Source organism: Rhizobium sp. WSM1328 (genome assembly GCF_057653715.1).
In genome coordinates, this window is sequence record NZ_JBYGKO010000003.1 from 1 (window position 1) to 16,795 (window position 16,795).

Sequence of the window (16,795 nt, forward strand, 5' to 3'; positions counted from 1 at the left end):
ATGAACGCGTTTAGCCCGCTACCGTCGTTTGAGTTTGACGACAAGATCCTGATGCAAGGTGCGGAAATCTCGCGCAAGCTCGATCAACTGCGTCTGGAGAACTTTCCCCCGAACGCGAAGAAAGACCTGCGTCAGTTCTCGCTCGCGGAAGTCGCGCACTACCTTGGCGTCACCCCGAGCAATTTGAAGCGCCTCTATCTCGACGGCAAAGGGCCGAAGCCAGTCACAATGTCGGGAAATCGCAGATACTACACTGCCGAACAGATGTTGGAGCTGCGATTTTTTCTGGACAGGACAGGGAAGTCGGAAGCTAAGAAATATGTTCCTCACCGCAAGCCGGGCGATAAATTGCAGGTCATTGCGGTCGTCAACTTCAAGGGAGGCTCTGGCAAGACGACCACAACGGCTCACCTTGCGCAGCACTTGGCGCTGACCGGACACCGCGTGCTTGCCATCGATCTTGACCCACAGGCGTCGCTCTCGGCTCTGCACGGTTTCCAGCCGGAGCTTGATCGGAATCCCTCGCTCTACGATGCGATACGCTATGACGACGAGCGCAAGTCGATTGCCGACGTCATTCTGCCGACCAATTTCCCTGGCCTCGATATTGTCCCGGCGAATCTGGAATTGCAGGAATATGAATACGACACGCCCCTTGCCATGCAGGCTGGCACGGATGGGAAGCGCTTCTTCACGCGTCTCGGCAAGTCGCTCGAGGAGGTTGACAGCCGCTACGACGTCGTGGTGGTCGATTGCCCTCCGCAACTGGGATATCTCACCTTAACCGCGCTCACTGCGGCGACCTCCGTCTTGATTACAGTCCATCCGCAAATGTTGGACCTGATGTCGATGTCGCAGTTCCTGCTCATGCTCGGCAATATCACCAAGACAATTAAAAAGGCTGGTGCCAATGTGCGCATGGACTGGCTCCGTTACCTGATCACCAGATTTGAGCCAACGGATGTACCGCAGGTGCAGATGCTGGGCTTCATGCAATCGATGTTTGCCGAGGAAATCCTCAAGAGCCCGATGGTGAAGACAACGGCAATCTCCGATGCCGGCTTGACGAAACGTACCCTCTACGAGCTCGATCGCTCAAATTTCACGCGAGAAACCTATGACCGCGCGATCGAATGCATGGATGCCGTCAATTTCGAGATCCAAGGATTGATCCATAGGGCTTGGGGGAGGCTCTAATGATGTTGACCGCCGTCAAAACAGCAAGATTCTGCAGTCGAAACAACCCGATAACATGGCTTCGAGGATAGCGATATGGCTCGGAAAAACCCATTCGCCAATGTGATGAGCGACACGCCGGCCGACAGCAACCGGGCAGTGCTTGATTACACCATCCGGGGCGCTTCTAAGTCGATCCTGAATTCCATCGATGAGATGGCGGCCCGTGCAGATAAGCTGCTGGAGGGCGAGACTGTCATCGAGCTGAACCCGGATCTGGTCGATGTATCGTTCGTGCGCGATCGCATTGAGGAGGATGAACAGGAGTTCAACGAATTGCTTTCGGCAATTCGGGAGCGGGGGCAGGACAGCCCGATCCTGGTACGGCCTCACCCCAAGGATTCCGAGCGCTATATGGTGGTGTTCGGGCATCGACGTCTTCGGGCGGCAAGGGCTCTCGGAAGAAACGTCCGTGCAGTCGTCAAAGACCTGAAAGATAGCGATCATCTCGTCGCGCAGGGGCAAGAGAATTCGGCGCGCGCCAATCTGTCATTTTTTGAGAAGGCAATGTTCGCGAATGAAATCGCGCGGCTTCACTTCGATGGTGACAACGCAATTGTTCTCTCGGCACTTTCGGTGGACAGGGCGACCCTATCGAAGATGCTGGCGGTGGCAAGCATGCCTCGCGAATTGCTGGATGCGGTCGGAGCAGCCAAGGGCATTGGACGTGATCGCTGGTACGAGCTGAAGACCCTGTTGGAGCGGCCCTCGAATTTGGAGAGGGCACGTGCCTTCCTCGCAACCGCGGAATTCAACGCGAAGACAGGCGACGATCGGTTCAACGTACTGCTGACGCATATCAAGGCATCAGGCAGATCAACTCCATCGAAACAGGTTCGTGCGAGCAAATGGATTGCCGACGACAAGTCCGTTGCCGCTGATCTGCGGAGCGACGGACGAACTTTTACACTTGCTTTGAAGGCCAAGGATGCGGTCGGGTTTGGGGATTTCCTCTCCGAGAGCCTGACGGATCTCTACAAGGTCTATCGAGGCCGAAACGTTCAACAAGGAGAGTAGACCGCAAAAGAAAAAGGCCCCCAACGACGCGGTCGTGGAAGCCTTCCTCGTATTCCTAGCAGATCGAGAATCGCATTTCCACGAATCACAGTCAAGAGTCTTGGCACCGCTTTTTGGTGAGCAGAGTTCTTTTGCCTAAACTGAGGTGAAGGCAAATGGAGAGTGGATATGTGACGACGCCCTTTGGGCGGCGGCCGATGTCGCTTGGCATGCTGGCAAACCAGCACCTGGCCGAGACCATCGAGCCGGGAATGAAACGCAGCAAATGGAAGCTGTTCAGGGCGATCTGCGAAGCACGGCCGGCGCTTGGCGTCACCGATCGGGCACTGACGGTGCTCGACGCGCTTCTGACCTTCTACCCTGACGACGAAATCTCCGAGGAAAAGGGACTGATCGTCTTCCCGTCGAATGCGCAGCTTTCGTTGCGCGCCCGCGGCATGACGCCAGCGACCCTCAGGCGGCATCTTGCTGTCCTGGTCGAGGCCGGCCTGATCCTGCGCAAGGACAGCCCGAATGGAAAGCGCTATGCGCGCCGCGACAGGGCAGGGGCGATCGGCGATGCCTTCGGCTTCAGCGTCGCACCGCTTCTGGCGCGTGCTGTCGAAATCGAAAGCCTGGCCGCTCAGGCGGTTGCCGACCGGGAGCTGTTACGGGTGACCAGGGAACGCCTGACGTTGTGCCGGCGGGACATTTCCAAGCTGATCACGGCGGCGCTCGAAGAAGGGGTTTCCGGTGATTGGGAAGGCATTTCGGCGATGTTTCGAACGCTTCTTGCCCGAATTCCACGGGTGGCGACCGCCGAAGACCTGGCACCGCTGCTCGACGAGATGGCGATGCTGCGTGCAGAGATCGTCAACATGCTGGAAAGACGGATAAAAACACAAAAAATTGACGCCAATGAGTCTCAAATTGAGCATCACAAACAGAATTCAAATCCCGACTCCACTTATGAACTTGAACCAAGCTTCGAAACGAAGCAAGGCGAAAAGGCAGCGGCCGACAATGACCCGAACGCCGGGCCGTTATCGGCCGAACGAAGATTGAAGCAGCAAAAGCCTTCCGGCCGGATGAGCAACAGGGCGGGGGGCGCAGCCGACCCGGGCGCCGGACAAGGCCTGAAATCCTTCCCGCTCGGCCTCGTCCTCCAGGCCTGCCCCAGTATTCTCGACTATGGGCCCGGCGGAAACATCGGCAATTGGCGAGACTTGATGTCGGCGGCCGTCGTCGTGCGTTCGATGCTCGGCGTCAGTCCCTCGGCCTATGAGGAAGCCTGCTCGGGCATGGGCCCGGAAAACGCCGCCACCGTGATCGCCTGCATCCTGGAGAGGGGAGGGCACATCAACTCGCCCGGCGGTTATCTCAGAGATCTGACCCGAAGGACCGAAAAGGGCGAGTTTGCAATCGGACCGATGCTGATGGCGCTCGCGCGGGCGAATGGTGGAGTGCGGCGCTATGCCAGCTGAGGGGGAGACGGGTGCCTGTTTTGGCTGGAAATGCCTGCCCGCGTGAGATCCACTGTGGCGGAGCGATTTCCTCCACTGTCGCGGCCAGTCTCGCGATCGAATAGGCTTTAGGGATGAAAGCGGTTGTTTTCTCTGTGAGCTCGTTATTATCGTTCAGTGGTCATTGGCCTCATCAGGCGGGTGGCATTCCCCGGCTCTCAGCGAAAGTCCATCAAGGGTCCGAAAGCCTTGGAATTCAATCGCTCCTTCGAGCGCCAGGGCAGATTTTTCGGCAAATAATCACCCCGCCGATCGTCAATGATCGTCGTCGGATCTCGACGACACTGAAGAAAAGGCAACGAGGTGGCGGAAGTAATCTGAGATATAGATTCTGGTTAACGGGCTGTTAACCATTGTTTCAATGCGTTACGCCTCATCTACGTTGTCTCAGATCATGTGGCGCGGTAGGCATAAGGGTGGCGGTCATCATTGTTACAGTTGGCGGGGACAGCTTTGACGGATTGTGGGCGCAGCATCGGCGCCGCGCCGTACGGGACGCGCGGGTGCTGTTTGCCAAGGCGGCGCACGCCCGATTTCCTCCTGTCCCATGAAAGGAACCGACCCTCGGTTCAGCAGGTAGAGGCGCTGTAGTCTGGTGGGAATGCGTCGGCCGGTCGGCGGGCTAGTCGAAGAGCTGCACGCGCTCAAGACCGAGGGAGAAATGCTGCGATCCGAGAACGAAGTGTCTTGCGGGAGGGCAATGCGCAGCTGCGCCTGGCTATCGTTCCGGTAATGCTGGCCAATTCCCTATCGGTAAGCATGACTCATATTGGGTCCACTGCTGGAGAAGCGTAACGCATCCTCTACCCGAAGATGGAGGATCAACAATCCACGACACACAAGAATCGACGACTCTGAAAACTCGTCATTCTAATTCGGTGGTCACTCAACTCCGAACGAGCTTAGCTTCTTTAGAAGAGCCTCCGAAATCTCGAACTGGCGCGCCGCTTCGCGTCCCATCGAGTTCTTGACGATCGTCTCGCTTAACATTCCACTTCTCACCAGAAGATCCACCGTCTCCTTGACGCCGCTGCGCCTGCGATGCATTGGGGCCGGAGAATGCCGCAGTGGCGATGGCGTGCATTCCCGAGCGATCAAACTTCATAAACTCGGCCGGCGGATATCTGCGCGATCTTACGAAGCGCGCGGAGCTCGGAGAGTTTTCGCTTGGGCCGATGCTCATGGCTCTGTCGAAGGCAAATGGCGAGGGGACGCGGAATGCGGGGGTAACGGAGGCCGAGACTATTTCTACTACAAGGGGCCACTTCAACGGTCGAAGCGTTCTGCTTGTCAAAATACCGGGCTCGCGGGCATCGCTCGTTCTGCATAGCCGCTGATTTCTCCTGCGAAATGCAGGAGGATACGCAACTGGATATGTGGATAGACGGCGGGAGCCGGATGAAGATGAAATGTCAAACATTATCAGCTGGTAGTTTCTTGAGAAACGAGGCGCTTCCGATGACGAAATACCAAACATCCGCTGTTCAGACCCTTTTGGGGGACATGATTTACTCATCCCCAGGTGTTCATCGAAGCTTCTCGGGCGATGTTTTTAGATGTGGAGGGGCGGCTGGTTCATCCAGGGGAATTTGGCGTTTGCCGTGAGGCCGTAGCCAAGCAGTTCATTCGCGCGTTTGTCCCTAGCAAACGGTCCGGACGATTTACAACGCCGCTCTTATTCTGGCCCCAAGCGGGCTATCCACGCTGAACCGCCAGAAAAAAAGCAACGATCAAGATCACGAAGAGCCCGGCCGCAGCCGCCGCTATCCCCACAAGAGCAAACCATGTCCGCATATCGAGAAAGCTTGGTCGCCGACCGTCAGCCGCCTTTGTGCCGAGAAATGCCAAAGCTCCGAGGACAACCGGCGTACCCCCTCCAATGACCATCGCTACTGCACCTTCCGGGGCAGTGGTTCGCCAGATCATCCCGAATACGCAAATGCCGGCAATCGTTCCAACGATGAGGGAGCCAAGAATGAGAAGAATGCGCATTGTGTGTCTTTCGCCAATGAAGGCGCTATTATTCACCGGGCAATTTTACATTCATATCGTAGGAGCAGCCAATGAGTGTTTGACGGTCCAGCCGAATGATTCCGACAAGTAGCCTTCTGACGCAGGGCTCAATAATGCAATCGTGGAATCGATATCATTATCAAAAGGAAAGCAATTGCGGCTGCGATTGTCACCGCAGCACTACAAAGAATAGAGCCCGCAATAACGCTCGGGCTATAATATCCCGGAATGAAAACCAACGCCACAATGAGCGCGCACGCTGTTGGGGCGAGAAAAATCCAAGGCTTGTATTGAAAATTCCCAATCCCCTCCAAAAGAACAAAAACGGAAGGGGCAAAAACTTGTGTCATGAAAGTCAGCGGGATAACCAGCAGCCATATGATCAGCGCGAGGAAGACTCCGTCTCTAAATGTCTTTTTGCGGGGTATGAGTGAATCGCGCATATTGTTTTAGGTTTAGCCTTGGTTTCCTCGAGCCGCGCGTGTCCTTTAAAAGGACCATTCGCGGTGTAGGGTTTGCTGGAGACGCGTCAAATACTCACCCGCTTGGTCCCGCATAACCGATAAGCAGGAACGGTATGAGGAGAGCCAATTGAATAGCACGTTTGGTCGATCTTAGAGGAGCTAGCCAGGCCGCACGATCACCACTTTGTCGCTCTGGGCAGGTCTCATACCAATCTGCATTGATCAGAACCGATGCACCCAGTCGCGCATTCCGATTGAGATGATCTTCCAGGGTTGGTCGATGAGCTTCTTTCAGGCCTTGCAGCGGTGACCGACGATGTCGTCATAGGACGTGAAGACCCGGTTTGATAGCCAGTTGTCGCGCATGAACTGCCAGACATTTTCGACGACGATCATCTCACCGTTCGCGATCGCTGCGTTTGGAGCACTTTTGGAGAGCTTCGTGGTTTCCGAGCTTCTGAAACTCGCGTCCTGGTCGGAGCGGCGGCCTAACCTTCTAGCACTACCGGACCAAGGATCAGGACGAGCTGGACGGGGTAATCGAGGACCGTCGCGGGCGGATCGTCGGAATTGAAGAGAAAGCATCAGTCACGGTCAAATCGGACGGCTTCAAAGGGTTGAGGCAACTACAGGAAGCTGGTGGGGAGCGCTTTATCCGTGGCCTGGTGCTTCACGATCATGATCGCGTGACCCCGTTCGGAGAGAAGTTGCACGCCGCCGTCCGGACCCTGATCGCGCAGCAAAGCTCGCGAAGCAGCCCTAGGGGATCGCCGAAACCAGCAGGAACACGGCAAATATCACTAGATGGATCGCCCCTTGTAGCACCGTCGTGCGGCCGGTCCCCAGGGTCAGGGTGCTCACGAACAAGGTAAGCACCAGCAGCGTCGTGTTCGCGGCCGAGATGCCTAGGGCCAGTTGCTGGTCAAGAACAAGCGAGACTACCGCGACAGAGGGTATGGTCAACCCTATACTCGCGATGGCCGATCCGAGAGCTAGGTTGATGCTATTCTGAAGCTGGTTCTTGAGGGCGGATTTCGCTGCGGCAATCCCTTCCGGCAAAAGCACGATCGCGGCGATGACCACGCCGACAAAGGTGTGCGGCAGTCCGGCAAGATCGATGGCCGCATCGAGGGAGGGCGACAAGGTCTTCGCTAGAAGAACGACGGCGACTAGCGAAACCAGCAACAGACCCAGGCATGCCAGGGCTTCCCGGTCTGAAGGCTTCGGGTGGTAGACCTCCGTCATGTCCTCACCGATCACATCTTCAGCGGGGCCATCCAAGAAGTAGGCGCGATGCTTGACCGTTTGCACGAAGACGAAGACGCCCCAAAGCATCAGAGAAACGATGCCGATGAACATCGCCTGGAGTGGAGAATAAGACGGGCCGAGAACTGTCAGCGTGTGATTTGGCAGGATCAACGCCAAGGCGGCGAGGGTGCCGAGCACCGCCAGGGCGGAGGACGCACCCTTAAGCTGGAACGACTGCTCGAAGTGCCGGCTTCCTCCCATGATCAGACAAAGCCCGACGACGCCATTGAGCACGATCATCACGGCGGCGAACACGGTATCCCGCGCGACGGAGCCGCTGCCTTCAGCCCCGGACACCATAATCGAGACGATCAATGCGACTTCGATGACCGTGACAGCGATTGCCAACAGGATCGAACCAAATGGCTCGCCGAGCTTAAGCGCGAGGACTTCCGCGTGGTGAACTGCGCTAAAGACGGTGGCGGCAAGCATGATACCGGCAAGAACAAGGACCACCGGACCGTCGGAGGGAACGAAGTGGAGAAACTTCACAGCGAGAAGCTGGGATGCCAAGAGCGGGGAGAGCCACGTCCACGTCGGGATTGCCGGGTGATGTGTCTCGCTTGCGACGCCGGCTTTCAGTACGTTCATGTGTGTTCCTGACTGGCGATTGAACGCGTGGCAGAAAGCCGGCGTGTCGGAAAATCAATGGCGCTCGAAATCATGTCATAAGCAAGCCTGGATCCTGAAATCGTGTTACCGTGCATGAAGCGATCCGTCCGAACCTTGCCCATACTCGTGACCGTGGAGACTGAGTTGGGTTCGATGGGCGTCGGTGTATAGTGTTCGCATGCCTGTTTGGAGCGGGTCTTGTCGGAATGTATAGCCGCAGCAAGCCGGGTCACGACCTCGAGTAGGACTCGCGAGACACGTCCTGGTTTCGACAGCCGTCGTTGGAACTCTCTCGCAGATTACCTACACCCTATGATCAACTGGGAGGTTGGCCGCCCGCGAACCATCGGCGCCGAGGGCTAATGGGGACTGCGGAAAGCGAGTTTGAAAAGGGTGCTCCGGATCAGGGGCAGACACCCTTTTCGTGCTGAGTTTTGCAGTCTCAGCGGAACGGAAATTAGCAGAGAGATTGCTGTCTACCATCGGACCGAAGTCCGACTCACCCGCAATAATTCGTCGATGGCAGTGCCGAGGGGACATCATCGATCAATGCGCCCCTCGATCCGAGGTGATTGCGGACGAGCAACTCGCCAGGGCGGGCTCTCGGTTGGCGGACGCGTGGAACAAGGCCTTTACATCGTATCCTTGAGGCGAGATTTGACCTTCGATCTCGGCCTCAGCCAGACGGAACTGGCGAGCCTGCAGCGCCTCTTTTTTAATGCTAAACCGTATAGCCCCGATACTGCTCGACGCGGAGCTCAAGCGGCTCGATGCCTCGCCGCCGGAGATTGCGACGATTGCGGCGCGATTTGATGGCGGGAGCTTGAGGATGGGCTCGTCAATCAGGTATTCAACGCACCGAAGCTCGTCATACGAGACGAATGCACTTGGCATTGGTCGAGAGCGTTCAGTTCATAATCGGACCCTGAGGAGTTCTCGCCGTGGCCATGTTTGAAAAGCGGATGACTGCGGCAGGTGGGCCCGATTCTGGCGACGTCGACTCTGGGTATGCCTGGTGGCGGCTGGTACTCACGTTGATCCTCGGCACCGTTGCCTGCGTCGGCAATTGGTCCGTCGTGGTGCTTCTTCCAACCCTGCAAGTCGAGTTCGACACGGTGCGTGGCGGTGCCTCGCTTCCCTATACCTGCACCATGCTTGGCTTTGCCTTTGGCGGGGTTGTAATGGGGCGTCTGGCCGATCGGGTCGGCATCGTCGTGCCAGTACTGATCGGCGCGTTCCTGCTTTGCGTTGGCTACATCCTGGCTGCTCTTACCACCAATATTTGGCAGTTCGCAGCCTTCTCGCTGGTAATCGGCCTTGGATCAGCTGCCGGCTTCGCGCCGCTGATATCCGACCTCTCTCTTTGGTTTAGCAGGCACCGGGCGCTCGCAGTCGCCTTTGCGGCCTCGGGCAGCTATCTTTCCGGGGCGGTTTGGCCGATGGCTATCGAGCATTTCCAGACGACCCAGGGCTGGCGCGCAACCCATGTCGGAATCGGCATTTTCATCCCACTGGTGATGGTGCCCATCGGTCTGCTGTTGAAGCGGCGTCTACAGACCGTAACCTATGTCCAGGCCGAGGCGGTAACCGAAGCAGCACGCAACGAACTGGGCCTAAGCCCGAACGCGTTGCAGGTCGTCCTTGTCGTCGCGGGCTTTGCGTGCTGCATGGCAATGTCAATGCCGCAGGTCCATATCGTCGCATATTGCGGGGATCTCGGCTACGGTGTGGCGGTGGGCACGCAGATCATCGCCTTGATGCTTGGACTGGGTGTCGTCAGCCGATTGGCGTCCGGGGCGGTCGCCGATCGGATCGGTGCCGGGCCGATGTTGATCCTCGGTTCCTCGATGCAGGCGGCAGCGCTGCTGCTATATCTGTATTTCAACAGCAAGTCGTCGCTCTATGTGATCTCCGGCCTGTTCGGGCTATTTCAGGGTGGCATAGTTCCGATGTATGCCGTGATCATTCGGAAATATCTGCCGCCACGTGAGGCGGGTATCCGCATCAGCCTGGTGTTGATGGCGACTGTTCTTGGCATGGCTTGTGGGGGCTTGGCCGCTGGTTATATTTTCGACGCCACCGGCTCTTACCGCCTGGCTTTCCTGCATGGCTTCCTTTGGAACTGCGTCAACCTTGCTTTGGTGAGCTGGTTGATCCTGTGGCCCAGGCTGCGGCGGAGGCAGCAGGCGTTGGCGACGTGAACAGGGGCGCTTTCTCGCCCCGAGACAAGCTCTCGATTTACTGCCCAACGCGCTAACCAAAGTTTCTCGATTCCACACTTTAAAACCCCACCCCCCTGATTTGTGGACACCGGACCCGCCCCGTAATCAAAGGGATGGTCAGATCACTAAGAGACACCTACTACCAAGGCCAGCATCATCCCGCTCCGAAGAGCGGCGCGAGATCGAATTGGGCACTGGCACTTACGGCCGTCTTCATCAGTCGGTGGGCGCTTGGCATCTATGACGGGATGGTGGCACCAATGCTGAAAGTGGGTTGGTTGACGGTACCACGAAATGGCCCCGACCGGCGACAATAGCTCGCGGCACTCCGATGACGGTCTCTTAGAGCAAGGGACTGGCAGTCCCGCGACGCTCGCAACCGTTCAGCTCCTCGGCGATTTCATCTGCGTCCGGCTTTCGAAGTTGCACCAGATCCTTGCCGTTCGTGGCGGCCGGAAGTCCTGTCAAGGTGTCCATGACTGTCCACGAGCCGCCATCGGGCTCGACCCGATAGCGGTCGCCACTCGTGACGCCACTGTGACGTGAATGGTGGTTAGAGCACATGGGATGAAAACAGGGCTATGACCACCAGCACGGTCATGCAGATGACAATAGACCAGAGGATCGCCTTGACGCGCGGGTTGGTGCGGATGCGCGTTGCAATGTCGGGCGTAGGTGGTAGCGGGCGTCCATGGGCAGAGCCGAGATATCGAGCCATCGCAATCTCCTTGTGTGCCGGGTGAACGCCGCCCACCTCCGCTTGTTCCCCGGCGGAGCTGAGCGACATGCGATTCATGTTAGAAAATGCTTAACTACATTTGGAAGACTTCTTCCGCGCTGTTTATCCTCTGATCACGGCGAAATCGGTCGGGATGCGGCGCGTGCGCATAGCAGACGGTCCTTGTTGGGCATACGCCCAGTGACTGAAGGACGCGGCCGTACCCCAGATCAAAGTTGTGAAGAAGGTCAACCACGATGATGCCGGTCATGAGGTCGATATTCCACGACACGCCATCATGGCAGGGCGCCAATCTCGTCACCGCTCTCCAACCTCATCGTCCGCGATTTTGCGAAGAAGATACAGCAGCGCAATTCTCTCGGCCGGATTGAGGGGAGAGATGGTTTTCTCGCTGATGAGATATGCGCGAGGATACATGTCCTGAAGCAGCGCCTCACCCTTCGGCAGGAGAGAAATGACGACCTTGCGGGCGTCGGCTCTGTCTTTGGACAGGTCGATCAATCCACGTGCTTTCAGACGCTCGACAATCCCGCGGATGGTCGCCTGATCGACCGACGTGGCCTTCACCAATTCGACCTGAGAGCTCGGTCCGAGATCGTGTAGCGCGCAGAGCGTGACGAACTGGACGGATGTCAGGTCTGGGTCACTGGCGTTGGCCTGGAAGATCGAGAGATGCCGCTGATAGGCTTTTCGCAGCAAGTGACCCACCTGCTCGGTAACATCATAGGCGGTTTCAGACACCGCGGCTTCACGTGGGCGTTCGATGTCTTTGACAGTCATGTTAGCGGGTCCATCGGTTGCGGCGTCTAGTGCGTCCATGCAGGAAACACCACAGCATGTTTCACCGGTCAAGGCATACGAGGCTCGGGCTGCTTGGCGTGTTTTCACGCCAAGCAGGTTGGTTGCGATTACGATTTGACGGTGTGCTTCATTTCCTTGACGGCGATATCGCCTTTCAGGACCATCGGCTCATCGTCGAGAAAGAGCGAGCAATTGCGCATCGGGATATCGAGATGGCAGGCCGTGTCGTTCGGGCCGCCCAATTCATTGTTCGGGCCGGTCGAGAACATGACATTGCCGTAGAACGAGCGGGCCTCCATGCCCATGCCGCCCGGAAATTCGCCGGGCACCATGCGATGCCACTTGGCGTTTTGATTAAGACCCCAGCCGACATGGCTCATGCCCATGCCACGCGGATCGTTGAAACCGTCCATGTAGGATTTGACTAGCTCGGCGTCGAGGCCACCGCGAATGTCGGTGATCCAACCGTTTTCAATGGTGTAGTAGATCGGATCGCGCACGTAGATGTTCTGCGGCAGCAGAATATCGCCCGGAGCAACGACGATCGTACCGTCGACGCCGTCATCGTCACCACCGGTGAAGACAAAGCCGGATGGCCAATGATCCCAGCGGCCCGGTTCGTCCGTGCACGCATATTCCGTGACGGCCGGATAGGTGTTGAGCTTGTAGGTGACATCCGTGCCATGGTCCGAGGTGATCCGCATCACCTTCGCCTTGGACAGCAGGTCTCCTGCAAATTCGACGCGCTCGCGCAGTTCCTTTGTCGGCAACATGCGGGCAAGAATTTCCGGCGGTTCGACGGCGGTCAGGATGCGCGTTCCGGCCGCCTGGATCGCCATCTGTTCCGGGCTGAAGAGCAGGAAGATGCAATCGATCAGCATGTCGGCGGCCTTCAGGGCCTCGACCGCGTCAGGCATGGCCGCTAGGCCTGTCTGGCCGACGGCCCATGCACCCGCCGGTGGCACCGGCGGTAAACGCATGTGATACATCTTGGCCCCAAGACGCATGCCCGCCGCCATGAAGGCGTCGGCATAATCGAGGCGCTCGTTGCCCTGGGTCAGGACGATGAGTTTTTCGCCCTCGTGGACGCCCGACATCTTCAACTGATGCAGGCAGATTTCGGTGAAGCTGAATTGATCCATGCTCGTTCCCCTATCTTACGTGAAGGCTTGGCTGTTTTTGCAAAGTTACGGACGGTCGGACTTGATCTTGGCGATTTCGGCAATGGCATCCTCCCTCGAAACGACATCGCCATACTTGCTGTCGATATCGAAGAGGTTGGCATTGTGCGGATCGGGGTGCCGGTCGCCGACGCAATCGCGCACGACGATCGTCCGAAAGCCGTGCTGGACGGCATCCACCGCACTTGCGCGAATGCAGCCGCTTGTCGAGCATCCAGCAAGAACGACGGTATCGATACCCTGCGTGTGAAGCAGAGAGGCGAGACTGGTGCCGAAAAAGGCGCTGGCATATTGCTTGACGATGACCAGCTCGCCCTTTTCCGGCTCGACGCCGTCGCAGAATTCGGCCAGCACGTTGCCCTCGACCATGGCCATCATGACCGGAGCCTTTTTCACCCACATGCCGCCATCGGCGCAGTTCTCGGCGAGATAGAGAATGCGGGTGTGGATGACAGGAATGCCTGCGGCGCGCGCCGCAGCCAGAAGTGCCGGTGTTTGTGCGACGGCATCGACGACACCCGGCGCATAGAGCGGCGCGCCTTCCACCGTATAGGCTTTCAGGAAGTCGATCACCAGAAGGGCCGGCCGCTGGCCGAAACCGATGCGGTTGCCCCAAACGCCCTGATAGTTGGTTTCAGCACTCTGCATAGGGCACTCCTTGTTTTCCTCCGCCGCAATGCGGCCGGAAACGACAAATTCAGGTTCAATAAGCGCCGGACAGAAGGGCACCGGCACCCGGCACGACGGCTTCCAGTCCTAGTGATTTCAGCATGCAATAGGTGGTTGCCACGGCAGCGGTGAGCACCGGTTTGCCGGTCATGGCCTCGACCTTGGCGATGACGGGCAGCGACGGCATCTGCACGCACGCCGAAAGCACGATGACATCGACATCAGAAAGATCGAGCGTCTGGACGATGGCCGGCAGGTTTTCCGGATCGTGGCGGGCAACATCCAGATTGTCGGGAATTTCAAGCGCCCGCCAATCTATCACTTCGAAGCCTTCCTCGCGAATATAGTTCACGACGAGTTCGGTCAGCGGCTTCATATAGGGCGCGACGACGGCGATCTTCTTCGCCTTCATCACCTTCAGGCCCTCGATCAGCGCGCCGGCGCTGGTGACGACCGGGATGTTCGTGTCGTTTTCCTGCGTGCGGCCGGTCAGGCGCTTTTCCGACTGGCGATGGTAGCCGAGGCCCATCGCGATGATGGCGACGAGGCAGGCATATCCCAGCACGTCGACGCGCGCATCGGACAGTTCGATGGCGCACCGATCGGATTCGGCGTCCATGGCGGCCAGTTCTTCCTTGACCACCTTCTTCATGCGCATGCGGCTGGAGTGGAAGGTGAAGCGCTCCGGGCGGATCAGTTGGCGAGCCATCAGCATCGCCGGAATTTCCGTCTCCATCGTTGTGTTGGAACTCGGCACGATCTGGCCGATACGATAGGGTTTCTGCACGGACGGCTCCTTTGATGAGTGAGCGGGCGCACATTGGGCGCTCTCGCTGCGGCAATAAAAATGGCGGGCCAAAGACCCGCCATTGGCGTTTATCGGGAGAGGAAATCTCCAAGCGCCTCGAAGAAGCCGTCGAGATCGTCCCAAGGGATCATGTGGCCGGCATTCGGGACGCGGCTGATCTCGATAGCGGGATTGAGCCCACGGATTTCCGCTACATCTTCCGGCGCAATCACGCCACCACGTCCCGCGACCATCAGCATCGACGGCTGCTTCAGTGTGGCGAAATCCGGGAAGATGTCGTCCTTGTGGAAGTCCTCGAAGGCGGTGACGATGGCAGGCTCGAAGCAGGTGTGCAACCATTCGGCACGCAACTGCAGCTGGCTTTCCGTCCATGTCGGGCAAAACGCCTTCATGCCCTCGGCATCGATGCCTGCCAGCGCGAGGCGAATGCTATCGACATACCACGGCAGCTTGCTCGGATAAGGCCGGCGGCCCGGCCCGGAGACGGGGGGATCGATAAGGGCGAGGCGGGAGAACTCGCCGCCGGTATTTGCCGCCCGCATGGCGATGCGCGCACCCATCGAATGGCCAAGCAGCGCAGGAGCGCCAACACCGAGCGCCTGGGCAAGGCCGATGACGTCGGCGGCCATGGCATCGAGACCGTAGTCGAGATCCGGACCGGTCGAGGACAGGCCGCGTCCCCGGACATCGAGAACGTAGACGTCATGGCGTTCGGCAAGGCGTTCGGCAACGAAGCCCCAGGTGATCGCCGGGCTGGTGATGCCGGGAATGAGGATGACCGGCCGACCCTTGCCGCCATAGCGGAGGTAATGCTGGCGAATGCCGTTGGCAGAGACATTCGCGCCGTAGAGAAGGGCCGCGCTCATGCGACGCTCTTGTCGAGGATAGGCTCGGCATAGACGTCGTAGCCGTAGACCCATGAAGGATCTTCCTGCGTCTGCAGGAACGTATTGGCGTTGGACACGGTCTGAACCTGCGTCGCGCGATCGCGTCGGCTGGCCTCATAGAGGCGGAAGGCGGTCGCGTAATCCTGCGATCCGGTTTCCTCCAGGCATCGCGCCAGCATGGCCGCATCCTCGATCGCCATGGCGGCACCCTGAGCCATATGCGGCTTCATCGGGTGGCAGGCATCGCCGAGCAGGACCAAGCGGCCCTGGCTCCAGAGCGGTAGCGGGTTACGGTTGAACAGTGGCCACTTGGTGACGTCGTCAGTGGCTTCGATCAGCGCCTGGATGACCGGATGGTATCCGGCAAAGGCTTCCGACATTTCTTCGCGGCTGCTCTGCACGAAAGCGCCGTCGAATTCCCAGGCGGGGTGCGGGACGCCGGTCACGTAGTAATATTCGTCGCGGCGGCTGGTGGTGTAATAGACCATCATGTGGCGATCCGGCCCCCACCACTTGACGCAATCCTCGAAGGTCAGGTCGAACTTCTTCAGCTTTTCCGCCGAGATCATCGCGCGATGACCGACCCAGCCGCTATAGTTCGGCTTTTCGGCGCCCAGCAATGTCTCGCGGACGCGCGAATTGATGCCGTCGGCACCTATCACGATCGTGGCGCGCGCCGAGGTGCCGTCCTGGAATTCGAGGTAGACATCCGAGCCATTGTCTTCGAGGCGGGTCAATCGCTTGTTGAACTGGACGGTGCCGGGAGTCATGGTGTCCATCTGCAAGGCAGAGAGATCGCCGCGATGGACGGTACAATAGGTCGCGCCATAACCTTCGAGCGGAATGCGGGAGAGATAGTCTCCCGTCAGGCCATCCCGGCTGAACCAATAGGCCGGCGTGCTGCTGATATCGATCAGCTTCTGGTCCATGCCGATGCGCTGGAAGATCTTCAGGACATTCGGTCCCATGTGGATGCCGGCGCCGAGGCGGGAAAAGCTCGGGGCCTGTTCAAAGATCTGGACGTTGAAGCCGGCATGCTGGAGCAGCGCCCCCGCTGCCGCGCCGCCGAGGCCGGCACCGATGATCGCGATCTTTTCATTTCCGGTGGACATGGCGACCCCTTTTTTCCGTTTTTCAACGTATCGCTCTGGCGATAGGCGAATTGGCTTACTTATAGCGTATACGCTTTAAAATGCAAGAGCGAGACAAGCATTCGTGGCGGGCTGGTTTAGTTGAATACCCCAGCGTAACGCGTTTTTCGACGTTTGCAACAACGAAATTCGACTTGCCAGCGGCCCATATGAAGCGTATACGCTATTTATATAAAAATGAGGGG

15 protein-coding genes and 3 pseudogenes are annotated in these 16,795 nt (G+C 58.2%); 6 read left to right on the forward strand and 12 right to left on the reverse strand.

Going from position 1 to position 16,795, the window contains the following annotated elements; translation table 11 throughout:
* The 3 genes from repA (at nt 1) to repC (AC2444_RS27690) (ending at nt 3,716) form a co-directional block, all read left to right on the forward strand.
* On the forward strand, nt 1-1,197 hold the full coding sequence (repA, locus tag AC2444_RS27680) for a plasmid partitioning protein RepA (protein WP_128407550.1): 1,197 nt from the start codon (nt 1-3) through the stop codon (nt 1,195-1,197).
* A gap of 75 nt (nt 1,198-1,272) precedes the next feature.
* On the forward strand, nt 1,273-2,253 hold the full coding sequence (repB, locus tag AC2444_RS27685; RefSeq protein WP_222018380.1) for a plasmid partitioning protein RepB: 981 nt from the start codon (nt 1,273-1,275) through the stop codon (nt 2,251-2,253).
* Nucleotides 2,254-2,408: 155 nt separating this feature from the next.
* Complete coding sequence (gene repC / locus AC2444_RS27690) at nt 2,409-3,716, forward strand: plasmid replication protein RepC (RefSeq protein WP_487762921.1); 1,308 nt, start codon at nt 2,409-2,411, stop codon at nt 3,714-3,716.
* A gap of 921 nt (nt 3,717-4,637) precedes the next feature.
* Here the strand turns inward: repC (AC2444_RS27690) and AC2444_RS27695 are convergent.
* Nucleotides 4,638-4,790: pseudogene (locus AC2444_RS27695) on the reverse strand (MarR family transcriptional regulator); the annotation flags it as partial.
* Between AC2444_RS27695 and repC (AC2444_RS27700) the strand changes: the two are divergent.
* Nucleotides 4,790-4,981: pseudogene (gene repC / locus AC2444_RS27700) on the forward strand (replication initiation protein RepC); the annotation flags it as partial. The pseudogenes AC2444_RS27695 and repC (AC2444_RS27700) sit on opposite strands and share 1 nt — an antisense overlap.
* A 469-nt stretch (nt 4,982-5,450) precedes the next feature.
* Here repC (AC2444_RS27700) and AC2444_RS27705 read toward each other — a convergent pair.
* From AC2444_RS27705 to AC2444_RS27715, 3 genes and pseudogenes are all read right to left on the reverse strand, one after another.
* Nucleotides 5,451-5,747 (reverse strand): hypothetical protein, encoded by a 297-nt coding sequence (locus AC2444_RS27705; RefSeq protein ID WP_128450365.1) that lies wholly within the window; start codon nt 5,745-5,747, stop codon nt 5,451-5,453.
* 128 nt (nt 5,748-5,875) lie between these two features.
* Nucleotides 5,876-6,211 (reverse strand): hypothetical protein, encoded by a 336-nt coding sequence (locus AC2444_RS27710; protein ID WP_128450366.1) that lies wholly within the window; start codon nt 6,209-6,211, stop codon nt 5,876-5,878.
* A gap of 243 nt (nt 6,212-6,454) precedes the next feature.
* Nucleotides 6,455-6,631 (reverse strand): annotated as a pseudogene (locus AC2444_RS27715) (IS630 family transposase); the annotation flags it as partial.
* 161 nt (nt 6,632-6,792) lie between these two features.
* Between AC2444_RS27715 and AC2444_RS27720 the strand changes: the two are divergent.
* Complete coding sequence (locus AC2444_RS27720) at nt 6,793-7,104, forward strand: hypothetical protein (protein ID WP_487762880.1); 312 nt, start codon at nt 6,793-6,795, stop codon at nt 7,102-7,104.
* Here the strand turns inward: AC2444_RS27720 and AC2444_RS27725 are convergent.
* Nucleotides 6,992-8,131, reverse strand: coding sequence for a calcium:cation antiporter (locus AC2444_RS27725; RefSeq protein ID WP_128450367.1), 1,140 nt, complete (start codon nt 8,129-8,131; stop codon nt 6,992-6,994). The two genes, AC2444_RS27720 and AC2444_RS27725, sit on opposite strands and share 113 nt — an antisense overlap.
* 968 nt (nt 8,132-9,099) lie before the next feature.
* On the opposite strand from AC2444_RS27725, the gene AC2444_RS27730 reads away from it, so the two are divergent.
* A complete protein-coding gene (locus AC2444_RS27730) occupies nt 9,100-10,353 on the forward strand; it encodes an MFS transporter (protein WP_017997006.1) in 1,254 nt (417 codons plus the stop codon).
* A 574-nt stretch (nt 10,354-10,927) separates the two neighbouring features.
* Here the strand turns inward: AC2444_RS27730 and AC2444_RS27735 are convergent.
* The 7 genes from AC2444_RS27735 to AC2444_RS27765 form a co-directional block, all read right to left on the reverse strand.
* Complete coding sequence (locus AC2444_RS27735; protein ID WP_164902269.1) at nt 10,928-11,092, reverse strand: hypothetical protein; 165 nt, start codon at nt 11,090-11,092, stop codon at nt 10,928-10,930.
* Between the two features lie 318 nt (nt 11,093-11,410).
* Nucleotides 11,411-11,893, reverse strand: coding sequence for a MarR family winged helix-turn-helix transcriptional regulator (locus AC2444_RS27740; RefSeq protein WP_128450369.1), 483 nt, complete (start codon nt 11,891-11,893; stop codon nt 11,411-11,413).
* Nucleotides 11,894-12,021: 128 nt separating this feature from the next.
* Nucleotides 12,022-13,056 (reverse strand): 2,5-dihydroxypyridine 5,6-dioxygenase NicX family protein, encoded by a 1,035-nt coding sequence (locus tag AC2444_RS27745; protein WP_128402196.1) that lies wholly within the window; start codon nt 13,054-13,056, stop codon nt 12,022-12,024.
* A gap of 45 nt (nt 13,057-13,101) precedes the next feature.
* Entirely contained in the window at nt 13,102-13,743 is a 642-nt protein-coding gene (locus tag AC2444_RS27750) for an N-carbamoylsarcosine amidohydrolase (protein ID WP_128402195.1), read from the reverse strand.
* 55 nt (nt 13,744-13,798) lie between these two features.
* Nucleotides 13,799-14,551, reverse strand: coding sequence for a maleate cis-trans isomerase family protein (locus tag AC2444_RS27755; RefSeq protein WP_128450370.1), 753 nt, complete (start codon nt 14,549-14,551; stop codon nt 13,799-13,801).
* An 89-nt stretch (nt 14,552-14,640) separates the two neighbouring features.
* The gene (locus AC2444_RS27760) at nt 14,641-15,438 is read right to left on the reverse strand and encodes an alpha/beta fold hydrolase (protein WP_128450371.1); all 798 of its coding nucleotides are present in this window, start codon (nt 15,436-15,438) and stop codon (nt 14,641-14,643) included.
* Complete coding sequence (locus AC2444_RS27765) at nt 15,435-16,571, reverse strand: FAD-dependent monooxygenase (RefSeq protein ID WP_128450372.1); 1,137 nt, start codon at nt 16,569-16,571, stop codon at nt 15,435-15,437. Before AC2444_RS27765 ends, AC2444_RS27760 begins: the two co-directional genes overlap by 4 nt.
* Nucleotides 16,572-16,795 lie beyond the last annotated feature (224 nt).